Origin of the sequence: Paenarthrobacter sp. TE4293 (assembly GCF_050435325.1) — a bacterium.
Taxonomy (GTDB): domain Bacteria; phylum Actinomycetota; class Actinomycetes; order Actinomycetales; family Micrococcaceae; genus Arthrobacter; species Arthrobacter nitroguajacolicus_C.
The window spans coordinates 377,591-391,670 of the sequence record NZ_JBNJRY010000002.1 but is presented as its reverse complement, the minus strand read 5'-3'; the positions used below and the strand labels follow the sequence as shown (position 1 = coordinate 391,670).

The following is a 14,080-nucleotide window of genomic DNA, read 5'->3' as shown; positions in this document are numbered from 1 at the left end:
AGGAGTTTGATGTGAACATCCCCACCGCCACCGGCCGGCAGGCTGCAGACCCGCTGGCCCCAACGGCAACTGAGACCGGAACAGCCGGCACCAAGACTGACGAAGGCCGCTTCCAAGGCAAAGCCGCAGCCCTGCTGATCACCACCTTGGTCCTGGCTGTGCTCGCCTTCCAGCTCAACGCCAGCATGATCACCCCGGCCCTCCCGCACATCGGCTCCTTCTTCGGCGAAACCCCCGAGGCCGTGGCCCAAGTGCAGTCGATGTTCTTCCTGGCCGGCGCCATTTCCGGCCCTGTGATCGGACGGTGGAGCGACTTCATCGGCCGCCGCAATGCCCTCCTGCTGGTGCTGGCCATCATGGGCGTGGGAACGGTGCTGTGCATCTTCGCGCCCACCCTGCCGCTGTTGGTCACCGGCCGCTTCCTGCAGGGCGTCTCCAGCGCTATCTTCGCGCTCTCCTACATCGTCCTGAATGAATACCTGCCGGCCAGGCTCTTCGGCACCTCCATCGGCATCATCGCCGCCATCAACGGAGGTGTTGGCGGCGTGGATGGCTACTTCGGCGGACTCATGGCAGAGACCCTGGGCTTCCAGTCGATCTTTGTCGCAGTCCTGGTACTGGCCGTGATCGCGGCAATCTGTGTCATCAAAGTGGTCCCCGGCGGCAAGTCCGCCGTCGCCCCGGGCCGGATGGACTGGTGGGGTGCAGGCTCCCTGTCCGTGTTCCTGGTCTTCATCACCTACTTCGTTTCCACCGGTTCTTCAGCTGGTTGGACCTCGCCTGCCGCCCTCGCCCTGCTCGCCGGCAGCATCGCTTCCTTCACGGCGTTCTGGCTGATCGAAAAGAAGCGCGAAACGCCGCTGGTCGCCGTTCACCACCTTCGTTCGCGCCAGGTCTGGCCGGTCATCGCGACCACGGTGCTGACACTCGCCGGAATCTTCGCCATCATCAACTTCACCGTGGTGTTGCTGAGCCAGGACAAGGAGAACGGTTTTGGACTCTCGGCCTCGGTCGCAGCCCTGCTGTTCCTCACCCCTGCCGCGCTGATCGGCGTCTTCGCGGCACCGCTCGCCGGGTGGATCGCCGACCGCCGCGGCTGGATTAAGACCGTTCGCGTCGGCACGGCCACGAGTCTCGCCTGCGCCATCGTCGCGGCTCTTTTCGCCCACAACCAGATCGCGGTCCTCATCGCCATCGCTGCCCTGGGCATCTTCTACAACGGCTTCTTCCTGACGGCCATCAACGGCCTGTCCGTGCTGCTCTCGCCCAAGGAAGCACCGGCCGCTTTGCCGGGCATCAACGGTGCCTCCTTCGGCATCGGGGCGAGCCTCGGCGTCGTGGTTGTTGCACCGTTCGCCGGCCAGGGCACCGCAGCCGGGTACTCCACGGCCCTCTGGATCTCAGTGTCCATCACGGCCTTGGCCTTCATCGTCAGCCTGTTCATCGCGGCTCCCAAGGGCGAAAAGATCTAACGCACGACGCCGGCGCGCAGCTTCGCGTGCCACCACCTACTACTTACCCACAGCAGCCGCTGCATCCCGAAAAGAGAGACCATGACCCAGCCCGCCCCCTTCTTCCTTGACTGCGATACCGGCATCGACGACGCCCTCGCCCTCGCCTACCTCCTGGCCTCCCCGCAGGCGGACCTCGTGGGTATCGGCACAGTGAGTGGCAACGTCAGTGCGGCCGGCGGCGCCCGTAACACCCTGGACCTGCTGAACCTGGCCGGGCACCCGGACATCCCCGTAGCCATCGGTGCGCACGATCCGCAGGTGGGCACTTTCCACGGCGGCGCCCCGCACGTCCACGGCGACAACGGCATCGGCGGAGTGGACCTGGTTCCATCCGACCGCGAACCGGTCGACGCAACGGCCGCAGAACTGTTGGTCCAGCTGGCACACCAGTACGCCGGGGAGCTGCGCTTGGTGGCCATCGGACCGCTGACGAACATCGCCCAGGCGTTGCGCCTGGAACCCAGGCTTCCTGAGCTCATCGCCGAGGTCACCATCATGGGCGGCGCAGCACTGGCCCCCGGGAACATCACGCCCGTGGCGGAGGCCAACATCGCCAACGACCCCGAGGCCGCGGCCGAAGTCCTTGCGGCCGACTGGACCGTGACCATGGTTCCGTTGGACGTCACCATGACCAATGTCCTGGAGGAGAACCACCGGCAGGAGCTCCATGCCTCCGAACACCCGGTGTCGCAGGCGCTCGGTGAGATGCTGGGCTACTACTTCGGCTTCTACGTCGACATTTTCGGACGGGCATGTTCGGCGATGCACGATCCATTGGCCGCAGCCATCGCCGTCAGGGGAGTGGAGCTCACCGTGGCACCGACCGTTCGGGTGCAGGTGGACACCACTGACGGCCCCGGACGTGGACAGACCGTCTGCGATCTCCGCGGACTCTATGTCGGCCTGCCGGACCAGCGTGGTGCGCGTTGCCGTGTAGTGCTGGAAATCGGCGAGGACTTCGCACCCCACCTGCTGGGCACATTGCAGGCAGCCTGGCTGACCGAGGAGCAGGTGGCGTCGACCGTCGCCTGACCTGCGGGAGACTGAACTACAGACGACGACGGCGGCAGCGGCCCGCCGTCGTCGTCTGCGTTTAAGGCGTCTATGCGTACATGAGCGAGCCGGGGGTGGTGAGCTTCTCGCCGGTTTCCAGCCAGGTCTTGAGTCCGGAGAGGATCATCGGCCAGCCACCGTAGAGCTGGTCGTTGGCGCCTTCGCGGAGTTGGTCGTGCGTGACGGTGAGGTGGCACGAGTCGCCGACGGGCTCAATCTCCCAGGTGATCCGCGATGTTCCTTCTGCCTTCACGTCCTCGCCCCAGAGTGCACGCATGGTTTGGACGAGCCGGCGCGGGGGATCGACTTCGATGTTCTCACCCTCGCCGAGGGGTGCATCGGCCTTGACGTTATGCATCTCGAAGCGGCTGCCCGGGGTCCAGTCCGACGTGAACGTGTTCCCGAACTGGTACTTGCTGCGGATCTCACTGTCGGTGATGGCTTCCCAAAGCCGTTCCGGAGTGGTCTTGATGTAAATCTCAAAGATCTTTTCCATGGGACTTTCCAATCTGGATTTGAGGTCGCTGAGGGCAGCGGCCCATGGTTCTGCGTATTTACTCACCCAGCGATCGTGGATGAGGCGGATGGGAACCGGATTCAGGAAGTGCAGCTTTTCACGACCCCGACGGCGGGTGACCACCAATCCCGCATCTTCCAGCAGCTTGAGGTGCTTGGCGATGCCGAAACGGGTCATCTCGAACCGGGCTCCCAAAGCGGACGCGGACTGGCCGTCCTCCCGGAACAGTTCGTCCAGCAACTCCCTGCGGGTGGGGTCCGCCAAGGCCTTGAACACGGTGTCCATGCGTTCAGAATAGGTGACTGTTTGGTCACGTGTCAACGATTTTGGGCCGGCTTTGCCCTCACGGTGTCCGTGGCCTGGGGGCGGAGCGCCGAGATCGTGGGAACGCTGCGAAATCGCCGTCCCTTTCCGGCGATTCCGCAGCTTTCCCGCGCTCCAGGTGTGATGCGGCATCTCGCAGGTCACCACGACAGCGGTCCGATAGTTTCCATTCAACCTCGGAAACTTGCTCACTTCGTTGCTCGATTTAGCCTGCTGTGACTGGCAACAGCTGCTGTGAAACTCCGGAGATCAGGCGTCGTTGGGCTATTTTCCGCACGCTTTGTTACTCATGAGTTTCCGATACTCATCTGTTGTTATTGCGTAAACTTTACGATAGTTTCTCACTGTGATGTGCGTCGCACAGTGATGTGGGGCGACGAAGCCGAGTGAAGGACAACGATGACCATCCACCCTGAGGATTTGCGGACAGCCGAGGCGCGGCTCCAGCAACTGCACCAACGAATAGGCGGGATAGCCTACGGCGGGGACTATAACCCCGAGCAATGGCCACGGGAAGTGTGGCCAGAGGATGCCAGGCTCATGCAGCAGGCCGGGGTGAACCTGGTAACGCTGGCGGTCTTCTCCTGGAGCCGACTGGAAACCAGCGACGGCATCTTCGACTTCGGCTGGCTGGACGACGTCATGGACCTGATGCATACGCACGGCATCGGGGTGGACCTGGCAACTCCGGACGCCGTCCCACCGGCTTGGCTGGTGGAGCAGCACCCGGACATCATGCCGGAGCGGCCCGACGGGAGTATCTTCGGCTTCGGATCCCGGCAGCATTTCGACGTTTCCCACCCCGTGTACCGCGCCAAGTCACTGGCCCTCGCAGAAAAAATGGGGGAGCGCTACGCCAGCCATCCTGCGCTGCGGATGTGGCACGTCGGCAACGAGTACGGACCTGTGTCCTATGGTCCGTGGGCTGAGAAGGCGTTCCGGGAATGGTTGCAGCACAAGTATTCGTCCTTGGATGAGCTCAACGATGCCTGGAGCACCGCCGTCTGGGGCCAGCTCTACTCCGACTGGAACCAGGTCCGCGTGCCTGCCCAACCCCGCACCTGGTCCAACCCGTCACGCCGGCTGGACTTCCATCGCTTCACCTCGGACAGCATGCTGGAACACTTCAAGGCCGAGCGCGACGTCCTCCGCCGCCACAGCCCGGACCTGCCGATCCTCACCAACTTCATGCGCTTCTACAAGACCATCGACTACTGGGCCTGGGCAGCCGAAGAAGACGCTGCTGCACTGGACATCTACCCGGATCCGCGCGAAGACGACGCCCACATCGCTGCTGCGTTGAACTTCGACCTCATGCGTTCGCTGCGCCAGGGCCAGCCATGGATGGTGATGGAGCAAGCCACCGGCGCCGTCAGCCAATGGTCCATCAACGTCTCCAAGCTTCCGGGCAAGATGCGCCTCGGCTCATACCAGGCCATAGCCCAGGGCGCCGATTCGATCCTGTTCTTCCAGTGGCGCCAGGCCAGAGGAGGAACTGAGCGCTACCACTCCGGCATGGTCAACCACGCCGGCCCCAACACCCGGATCTTCCGCGAAGTCTGCGAGCTCGGCCAGGAACTCAAGGCCTTGGGCGAGGTGACGGGAACGCGATCCACCGCCAAAGTGGCCATTGTTTTCGACTGGGATTGCTGGTGGGCGCTGGAGCTTGGCAACTCGCCGCGCTCGGACCTGGACTACGCGCAGGAAGTCCTGCGCTTCTACCGTCCCCTGTTCGATGCCAATGTCACCGTTGACTTCGTCAATGCCGACAGCGACCTTTCCGCGTACAGCCTGGTGATCATGCCGGCGTCGTACCTTCTGACGGACGCCGCGGCCGGCCGCTTCGAAAACCATGTGGCCGACGGCGGACGGCTGGTGGTTTCCTACCTTTCCGGCATCGTGGACCACAACAACACCATCCGGCTGGGCGGTTATCCGGGCGCGCTGAAGAACGTTCTTGGCGCCTGGAGCGAGGAAATGCACCCGCTCGCCGGAGAGGGTGAGCAAGTGAAGCTTTCAACACCCGACGGCGGCACCTCCTCGGCGAGCTACTGGACTGAGCATCTGCATGCCGAAACGGCGGACGTGCTGGCCAGCTACTCTTCGGGCCGGCTGGCGGGCGCTCCGGCCGTGACCCGCAACGCTTTCGGTTCAGGCACTGCGCTGTATCTGTCGGCACGGGTTGACGACGGATTGTTGAACAAGCTCCTCGACGACGAGCTCCGCGCGGCGGGAGTGGAGCCGGAACTGGAGGCACCTGCGGGAGTCCAGGTCCGCCGTCGTACCGGCGCCAAAGCTGACGGCACCAACAAAAGCTTCCTCATGGTGCTCAACCACAACGACGCACCGTCCAGCGTGGACGTGCTCGACGGCGGCACGGACCGCATCAGCGGACGCGCGGTGACGGGGCTGGTTGAGCTCCCTGCCAACGGAGTCCTCATCCTGGACGAAATTCCGGACGAAACTGCGGGACAGGAGGCGGACTGATGGCATTGCGACTGGATGTTCCGCCCAAGGCCGTCGCCGGCACTGAATCAAGCACCTCCAAGAAGCGGCGCGACAAGCCCGGCAGCTGGAAGCTGGCCCTCAAACGGGACTGGCGTTTGTACACACTGCTGGCGCTTCCCCTGCTGTACCTCCTGATTTTCAGGTACCTGCCGATGGCAGGCAACGTGATCGCTTTCCGCCAGTTCCAGCCTGGCGGCAGCATATTCGGTGAGAAGTGGGTGGGCTTCAAATACATCACCCTGTTCATCAACGACCCCAGCTTCTGGCAAGCGTTTCAGAACACCATCATCCTTGGTGTCCTGACCTTGGTCTTCTGCTTTCCGATGCCCATCATCTTCGCGCTGATGCTGAACGAGTTGAGGTCGCAGAAGTTCAAGAAGTTCGTTCAAACCGTGGCCTACCTGCCGCACTTCATGTCCGTGGTGATCATCGCGGGCATGATCCTGCAGAACTTCTCCATGAACGGCACCGTCAACCAGATCGCGGAATCGCTGTTCGGCACTACGGTGAACTTCACGCAGGATCCCGGCTGGTTCAGGCCCATGTACATCAGTTCCGAGGTGTGGCAGACCATGGGCTGGGGCGCGATCCTTTACCTCGCGGCGCTGACCCGCGTGGACGAGTCCCTGTACGAGGCGGCCCGGATCGACGGCGCCAACCGCTGGCAGCAGACCTGGCACGTCACGCTTCCCGCCATCAGGCCCACCATCATCACGCTGCTGATCCTGAACATCGGCACCTTCATGGCGGTGGGCTTCGAGAAGATCCTCCTCATCTACAACCCGCTCAACTACGCAACCTCGGACGTCATCTCCACCTACCTGTACCGGGTGGGCCTGGAATCCAGCAACTTCAGCTACGCGGCCGCGATCGGAATGTTCGAATCCGTCATTGGCCTCACGCTGATCCTCTCAGCGAACGCGATCTCCAAGCGCGTCGCAGGAACGAGCCTGTGGTGAACAAGACAGCTACTGCCATCAAGGGCGGCGCCGCCCAAGGCGTCCTGCTGAAAGACATGAAAGTCTCACGCGGCATGCGGGTCTTCCGGGCGTTCAACCTGGTCTTCCTGCTGCTGGTGGTGTTCCTGACGGTGTACCCGTTCTTGAACATCATTGCCCAATCGTTCTCCAGCGAAGGGTTCATCAACGCCGGGCAGGTCAACCTGTTCCCGATGGGCTTCAACACCGAGACGTACAAGCTGATCCTGGCCGATTCGACTTTCTGGAACAACTACGGCAACACCGTCCTGTACACGGTGGTGGCGACTGCAATATCCATGGTGCTCACCACGTCGTTCGCCTACGCCATCGCCAAGAAGGAACTCAAGGGACGCAGTGTGTTCATTGGGCTCGCCGTGTTCACGATGTTCTTCAACGGCGGGCTGATTCCCAACTACGTGCTCATCAGTTCCCTGGGCATGCGGGACACCATCTGGGCCGTGGTGCTGCCGAACGCCATCAGCGTGTTCAACCTGCTCATCATGAAGTCGTTCTTCGAGAACATGCCCCGCGAGTTGGAAGAAGCGGCTTCGATTGACGGGCTCACCCAGTACGGGGTCCTGTTCCGGGTAGTGCTGCCGCTCAGCAAAGCAATCGTGGCCACCATGGTCCTGTTCTATGCCGTGGCGAACTGGAACTCCTGGTTCCAGGCGTTCCTCTACCTCGACAACCCGGACCTCTTCCCGGTCACCATCTACCTGCGCAACATGATCGCCGGAGTCACCACAGCAGGCTCAGCCGGCGGAACAGCGGAGAACGTCGGCCAGATCGCCGCCAACATCCAATCGGTCACCATCGTCCTGACCGTCATCCCCATCCTTTGCGTCTACCCCTTCGTGCAGAAGTACTTCTTTTCGGGCGTCATGCTCGGTTCCGTCAAGGAATAACCCTTATGAAAGGACACCCAATGATCCACAAACCCGAGCTCCGCAGGCCAGAATTCCGTAGGCGCGACTTTCTTGGACTCGCGTCCGTTGTCACTATCGGACTCATGATGACCAGTTGCGACGCCGAGACCACCGAAAAGGTGGATACGTCCAAGTCCCGCAACGGTGCGATGGACAGCTTCAACGTCGGTGACACATTCAAGGCGACGGTGCCGTTGACGTTCACCTTCCTCTTCTCTGATCAGCCCACCTACCCGTACAAGAAGGACTGGCTGCTCTTCACCAAGATGGCCAGCGACAACAACGTCACTTTGGAACCGACCATCGTGCCCAACAGCGACTACGAACAGAAACGCAGCCTCCTCATCAGCTCTGGCAGCGCGCCGGAGATCATCGCAAAGACCTACCCGGGGCAGGAAGCTGCGTTCGTTTCGGCCGGAGCTGTCCTGGCGGTCAGCGACTACGTGGACCTGATGCCGCACTTCCAGGAGAAGGTCAAGAAATGGAAGCTCGAACCGGAGATTGAAGCACTGACCCAGGAGGACGGCAAGTACTACGTCCTGCCCGGTCTCCATGAGGAACTGTGGCCCGACTACTCGCTCTGCTTCCGCAAGGACGTGCTCAAGAAGGAAGGGCTCGACGAGCCCACCACGTGGGACGAATTCCGTGATGTGCTGCGCGCACTCAAGAAGGCCTACCCGGATGTGGTGCCGTACTCGGACCGCTTCAAGGGCGACAGTGTCCTGAACATCGCCAGCGCTGCTTTCGGGACTGTGGCCGGATGGGGACTCGTGGACGGACTGCAGTTCGACGAGGACAAGAAGGAGTTCAGCTTCGCCGCCGGATCGGAGAAGTTCAAGGACTTGGTGACGTACTTCAATTCCTTGGTTTCCGAGGGACTGATGGATCCGGAAAGCTTCACCCAAACCGACGACTCCGCCACCCAAAAGTTCGTCTCCGGCAAGTCGTTCGTCATCAGTGCCAACTCGCAGAATGTCATCACTTACCGCACCTCGATGGAGCAGTCACTGGGTAAGGGCAATTTTGAGATCGGCAAGATCACGGTTCCCGGTGGGCCGGCCGGAGACATTATTGGCGGAACCCGGCTGGAGAACGGCATCATGCTGAACTCGTCCGTCAAGGACAAGGACAGCTTCGTTGCACTCATCCAGTACATCGACTGGTTGTTCTACAGCGACGCCGGGCAGGAGTTCTCCAAATGGGGAGTGGAAGGAACCACATTCACCAAGTCCGGCGGCAAGCGTCAACTCGCGGCCGACATCAACTTCCAAGGACTCAATCCCGCCGGCACCAAAGACCTGCGGGTGGACTACGGATTCTCCGGCGGAAACTTCGCCTACGGCGGCGCCACCGAACTGCTGCACTCAACCTTTAACGAGGAAGAGTTGGCATTCCAGAAAGCCATGAAGTCCAAGACGCCGCGTCCGGTTGCTCCGCCTGTCCCCTTCAGCGACGTTGACCGCGAGCAGGCGACCCTGGCGCTCACCCCGCTCAAGGACCACGTCAAGCAGAACACCCTCAAATTCATCACCGGGCAGCGCGCCTTGGGCGAATTCGACGCCTACGTGAAGGAACTCGACAGCAAGGGCCAGACGAAATACGTCGACCTGGCGAACAAGGCGTACAAGGCCTACGCGGACAAGAAGTAGTTCTTCCGATGGCTGCGAAGGACACACAATACGGGTCCGGTCCGTTGTTCAAGGTGGCCGGCCTGGTGTACGGGGTCATGGTGGGCGGAGCGCTGCTGGTGCTGGCCAATGCGCTGGTAGTGCTCATGCCGTTGCTGGCTGGTCTGGTCGGTCCAGTTGCGTTGCTGGGCTTCGTCCTGGTTGGACCCTCAGTTGTGGCTTGCTGCTATGCCTTCAACCGGCTTCCCGCCCGTGAGGACAGGGGGGTTTTCCACGACTTCGTGAAGTCCTATCGGGGCAATTTTGGACAGGCCTTGGCGGTATGGCTGCCCTACGCCGCCCTCCTTGCAGTCATCGGCGCAAACCTCACCAGCCTGCCGGGCAGCAGTCCTGAAACGGTTGCTGCCCGGATCGGGCTGGTGGGGCTCGGCCTCTTGGTCAGCACAGCTGCCCTGCACGCGATGATGTTGCTTGCCCGCTTCAATTTCCGCACCGTGGACATCTACCGCTTATCCATCTACAGCCTTGGTGCCCGGAAGCGGGTAGCGCTCGGGAACGTGGGGATTCTCTTCATTGCTGGTTTCGTGCTGATCTCCACCAGTGTCTGGCTGATGCTGTTTGCCGTCGGCCTGCTGCTCTACCTGCTGTGCATGAACTCCCGGCCGCTGCTGGCGTTCGTGGAGGAAAAGTTCACCGTTGCCGCAAAAGTTTCCGCGGCCGCTTCCTCGCCGGTGGGTTAGAGGCTGGTGCGCACCACAGCACCTTGGGCGATGACTGTGCTGACCTTTTCCAAGGCAGAGCCATCGGTCAGGGGATCCGAATCCACCACCACGACGTCCGCCATGGAACCGCGCACCAAGCGCCCAACGTTTTCGCCGCGTCCCAGCAAACGCGCCGCATTGGTGGTGGCTGCCTGCAATGCTTCCAAAGGGGTTAGCCCGGCTTCCGCGAGCAAGCGCGCTTCCGTACCGATCGGCGTCACATCCGTTCCGAAGGAATCGGTGCCGGCCACGATCGTGACTCCGGCGTCCTTGGCTGCGCGCACGGCAGCTTGAAGGATAGGCGTGTACTCCGTTCCGCGGGCGGCCAGGATCGGGTTGGTGGAGCGGGCCATACTCGTGATGGCGTCCATGGTGGGTGTGAAGAAGGTGCCGCGCCGGGCCATCTCCTGAATGGTCTTTTCCGTCATGAAGACACCATGCTCGATGCTGCGCACGCCTGCTCGGACGGCGCCATCGATTCCTTCGGCGCTGTAGGCGTGGCAGAGGACTCCGGCTCCCTTGGCTGCCTTGACGATCGCACCGATCTGGTCCACGTTGTAAACCAACTCGCGTGGATCCTGTTCGGGAATGCCAGCCCGCGGGTTGGCGCGGGTCTTGATGACCTCGGCGCCGCGCTTGAGGTTGATGCGGGTCAGGTAGGCGAGGTCCTGCGGCTCCTTAACCCCGCCACTGAGTGTCGCCAAAGGCGCCAAATCCGGATCAGCAAGGAGCGAATCTCCCTGATCGGGTGAGATAAACAGTCCTGCCGGAGTCATCCTGGGTGAGAGGCCGGGAGCCCACGAGGGCAGCGCGGCGAGGGCAATGTCCTGATAGAAAGTGCTCGAGCCGCTGCGTACGCTGGTGGCTCCGCCTTGCAGGAGGGCGCGGGCGTCCGCCAGTGCGTTGGCGTGGACGTGGGCATCGACGAGTCCTGGAAGGACCCATTTACCCGAAGCGTTCAGTCTCCGTGCACGGTTTGCGACGGCGGCAACAGCCTTGCGTGTTTCGTCCCGGGTGCCGACGGCGGTGACCTTGCCGCCTTCGAGCACCACCACTCCGTCTGCCACAGCATCGCCGGTTTTCGGGTCCACCACTGTTCCGCCCTCGATAATGAGCGGCTGGACGGTCAGCGGACGGCCGGGGTAGTTCGGACCCGACTGTGTGTTGTCCGCAAGGGCTGCCGGTGCTGATGCCAGCTGCGCGGCGATGCCGGCCACGGAGATCCCGGCCAGTGCTGCAGCCCCGGCGAGGATGCCTCGGCGGGGCAACTCACCTTGGGGTTTGGGTGCTGAGGTGTGATCGTGAAGGCACATTGTTGGACTCCTGGGGAACGAGCTGCTGGGCCGCTACTTGACTGCGGTTAAGCATTTGGTATTCCAGAATGCCCCAATTTTGGGGTGTGACGCAAGCAATAGTCCGTAATCTAGCGAAGTACTGGCACGCTTGGTATGCCAGCTTGGGGAAGACCGACATTCTTAGGGTGCCGTCTCCCTGGTGACCTGCTCCCGCAGAATATCCGCGTGGCCGCAGTGTTGGGCGAGCTCGCGGAGCATGTGGAGGTACACCCAGCGGAGGGGGAGCGGGCCACGGCGGTTTCCGAGCACCAGGTCGTCGAGCCCCAGTGGTGCGGCCGCTTGCCTGGAGGCCTCGCAGGCCTCGGCGTAGGCCTTCTGGATGCTGGCGATGGTGTCGTGGTCGTCCAGGATGAACGACTCATCCGGCGTCGCGGGGATGCCGATATCGGCACGGGACCTGCGCGTGATCGCTTCGTCGAACCACACCTTTTCCACGAAGGTGGCATGCTTCACCAAGCCCAGAAGCGTCGTGCGGGAGGGGACCAGCCGCCGTCGTGCTTGCTCTTCCGTGAGGCCATCCAAACTGGCGTTGAGACCCCGGCGGTGCTCGTCCAGGAACGTCTCGAATTGTATTCGGGCACTTTGGTTGATGACGTCGTCGGCGAATGTCTCCGGCAGCATGCTCATCCGAAAACCACCGTGCCGTCGTTGTTGATTTTCCAGCCGGGGTTATGGGCGATCTCCCAGACGATGCCGTTCGGATCTTTGACGTGGCCATGGAAGATGCCGCCGAAAGCGCCCGCCTGTGCCGGCTTCACCACCGAAGCACCCGCGGCGACCAGGGCATCGATGGTGCCGGCAACCTCCTCCGGGCTGCCGACGTTGTGCGAAAGCGTCACTCCGCTGACACCCTGTGCCGGCGAGGAGGTGCCAAGGTCCTGTTCGAACTTTTCGGCGTCGAACAGGCCGAGCATCAGTCCCGGTGCAATCTGGAAGAAGAGGATCTCGCCGGGAACGTCCATGGTTGGATCCCATCCAAGGCCGTCCTTGTAGAAGGCTCGTGCAGCGTCGAGGTCCGGTGTGGCGAAGGTGAGGAAATGCAATCGCTGGTCCATAGAGGAAGCCTAGCGGGAGGGTACGACGGCGGCACTCGCCCCGGGCGGCCCGGGGGCGCCGGCCGGGGGCCCTGCAACGATTTGGGTGCCATTCCTGCTGAGGGTGATCGTTGATGAGGGGAAAACGTCAACAATGAAGTCATGGCCAAACGAGCGCAGCCCACGTCACGCGGCGTGGAGTCGTGGCTTCCGGGGCCGGCGGGGTTCATCACGCTGGCGGCGTTCCTCACGATGGCAGCTGCTGGGTGCAGCCCTTCTTTGGGATCGCTGCCCTGCTCGCCTCCCGAATACCACGTGGATCCGTCCTTCGCCAAGCGTGGTGACACGGTGACGGTTTCGGCGCCGGAGGCTACCTGCAATCCCCGCTATGGCCCCAATGCGCAGGTGCACATAGTTTTCACGGATGCGGCCGGGGCAGACGTTCTCAACACCACGGCTCCGATGACGGATGCGGGCGGGTTCACGTTCACTGCTGAAGTTCCGGTGCAGACTGCCTCAGGTGTCATGGCAGTGAAGGCGGAGCCCCATGGCGTCGACTGGTGTGACGACACGGGCACGAACAACCGCGCCCACTCAAGCGACGGAGAGCTGGAGCGGGCGTCCTGTGCTGAACCGATGAAGCCGCTCACCATCACGAAGTAGCCAACCTGGCCAGTCCTGTTGAGCCTCGGTTCCAGCCGGTGGGAGGATGGAGCAGTGGAACCCCTCTTTGATTTCCTTGGTCATTACTGGTGGCTCATCTTTCCCATCGGCGGCATGGCTGGTGGCTGGGCGCGGTCGTGGTCCAAGGCCAGCGAAGAACGTCACCGCCGCAAGGTGGAGTTGCTGAAGTTGAAAAACCAGCTGGCTGTGCACGAAGAAGCCAACCAGGCGGAAGTCGTTTCCCTGATTGAGGCCCATGATTCCGTGAACCACAGATGGCTTGATTACGAGCTCGACGTCGGGAACCTCATTGACTTCCCGCTCATGACGGACGTCCGCGAACCGCTCACGGTAGCCTTCCTTCGCGCCAAGAAAGAGGCCGACGGCTTGCGGCCCGCAGCACCCGAAGACATTTCGACGCCGGCCCGGCTGGCTGAGTACCGCGCGGCCGTCCACAGCTATGAACTCGCTTTTGATGTCGCTGAGCGGGAAGCCCGGCGTATCAAGGACGGCAACTTCAGCGGCCCCGAACGGCAACGGCTGGCGACTGCGCGGAAACTCCTGCGCATCGCGGAAGACACCGCAGCCACCCCCGCTGAACGGCAGACGGCCTACAAGCGTGCCCGCAAGGAACTCGATGGACTGATCGTTCTCCCGGAGGCGACGGTTGCTGCGCTGGAAAGCAAGATTGTCAGCATGTTGGACACCCGCAAGGACCCGGACACGGACGTTCGATTCGCGTGACGACGTCTCTTAGCCGTGGCTTCCTGACCTGCTTTGAACCCGGATAGAGCGAAGTGCAACCCATATAGACTGA

At 62.3% G+C, this 14,080-nt stretch carries 13 protein-coding genes; 9 read left to right on the top strand and 4 right to left on the bottom strand.

What is annotated here, in order from left to right; genetic code table 11:
• The first annotated feature begins 11 nt into the window (after positions 1 to 11).
• Together QF015_RS05185 and QF015_RS05180 are read left to right on the top strand one after the other, a co-directional pair.
• Complete coding sequence (locus tag QF015_RS05185) at positions 12 to 1,472, top strand: MFS transporter (protein WP_429387521.1); 1,461 nt, start codon at positions 12 to 14, stop codon at positions 1,470 to 1,472.
• A gap of 81 nt (positions 1,473 to 1,553) precedes the next feature.
• Positions 1,554 to 2,546 carry a nucleoside hydrolase gene (locus QF015_RS05180; protein WP_429387518.1) on the top strand — a complete coding sequence of 331 codons (993 nt, stop codon included), beginning with the start codon at positions 1,554 to 1,556 and terminating at the stop codon, positions 2,544 to 2,546.
• A gap of 70 nt (positions 2,547 to 2,616) precedes the next feature.
• Here QF015_RS05180 and QF015_RS05175 read toward each other — a convergent pair whose 3' ends face one another.
• Positions 2,617 to 3,369 (bottom strand): ArsR/SmtB family transcription factor, encoded by a 753-nt coding sequence (locus QF015_RS05175; protein WP_310202038.1) that lies wholly within the window; start codon positions 3,367 to 3,369, stop codon positions 2,617 to 2,619.
• Between the two features lie 438 nt (positions 3,370 to 3,807).
• On the opposite strand from QF015_RS05175, the gene QF015_RS05170 reads away from it, so the two are divergent.
• Genes QF015_RS05170 through QF015_RS05150 form a run of 5 tightly spaced genes read left to right on the top strand, consistent with a single transcriptional unit; the run spans position 3,808 to position 10,190 of the window.
• Positions 3,808 to 5,895: a beta-galactosidase gene (locus tag QF015_RS05170; protein WP_429387516.1), complete on the top strand. Its 2,088-nt coding sequence runs from the start codon at positions 3,808 to 3,810 to the stop codon at positions 5,893 to 5,895.
• The gene (locus tag QF015_RS05165) at positions 5,895 to 6,875 is read left to right on the top strand and encodes an ABC transporter permease (RefSeq protein WP_310202035.1); all 981 of its coding nucleotides are present in this window, start codon (positions 5,895 to 5,897) and stop codon (positions 6,873 to 6,875) included. Before QF015_RS05170 ends, QF015_RS05165 begins: the two co-directional genes overlap by 1 nt.
• Positions 6,876 to 6,931: 56 nt before the next feature.
• A complete protein-coding gene (locus tag QF015_RS05160) occupies positions 6,932 to 7,801 on the top strand; it encodes a carbohydrate ABC transporter permease (protein ID WP_310202478.1) in 870 nt (289 codons plus the stop codon).
• Positions 7,802 to 7,806: 5 nt separating this feature from the next.
• Positions 7,807 to 9,471, top strand: coding sequence for an extracellular solute-binding protein (locus QF015_RS05155; protein ID WP_429387514.1), 1,665 nt, complete (start codon positions 7,807 to 7,809; stop codon positions 9,469 to 9,471).
• A gap of 8 nt (positions 9,472 to 9,479) precedes the next feature.
• The gene (locus QF015_RS05150; RefSeq protein ID WP_429387513.1) at positions 9,480 to 10,190 is read left to right on the top strand and encodes a DUF624 domain-containing protein; all 711 of its coding nucleotides are present in this window, start codon (positions 9,480 to 9,482) and stop codon (positions 10,188 to 10,190) included.
• Here QF015_RS05150 and QF015_RS05145 read toward each other — a convergent pair.
• From QF015_RS05145 to QF015_RS05135, 3 genes are all read right to left on the bottom strand, one after another.
• A complete protein-coding gene (locus tag QF015_RS05145; protein WP_429387510.1) occupies positions 10,187 to 11,524 on the bottom strand; it encodes an amidohydrolase family protein in 1,338 nt (445 codons plus the stop codon). The genes QF015_RS05150 and QF015_RS05145 overlap by 4 nt on opposite strands.
• A gap of 162 nt (positions 11,525 to 11,686) precedes the next feature.
• A complete protein-coding gene (locus QF015_RS05140) occupies positions 11,687 to 12,193 on the bottom strand; it encodes a DinB family protein (protein WP_429387508.1) in 507 nt (168 codons plus the stop codon).
• Positions 12,190 to 12,621, bottom strand: coding sequence for a VOC family protein (locus QF015_RS05135; protein WP_429387506.1), 432 nt, complete (start codon positions 12,619 to 12,621; stop codon positions 12,190 to 12,192). Before QF015_RS05135 ends, QF015_RS05140 begins: the two co-directional genes overlap by 4 nt.
• A 141-nt stretch (positions 12,622 to 12,762) precedes the next feature.
• Between QF015_RS05135 and QF015_RS05130 the strand changes: the two genes are divergently transcribed.
• Entirely contained in the window at positions 12,763 to 13,263 is a 501-nt protein-coding gene (locus tag QF015_RS05130; protein ID WP_429387504.1) for a hypothetical protein, read from the top strand.
• A gap of 54 nt (positions 13,264 to 13,317) precedes the next feature.
• A complete protein-coding gene (locus tag QF015_RS05125; RefSeq protein ID WP_310202020.1) occupies positions 13,318 to 14,007 on the top strand; it encodes a hypothetical protein in 690 nt (229 codons plus the stop codon).
• The last annotated feature ends 73 nt before the right edge of the window (positions 14,008 to 14,080 follow it).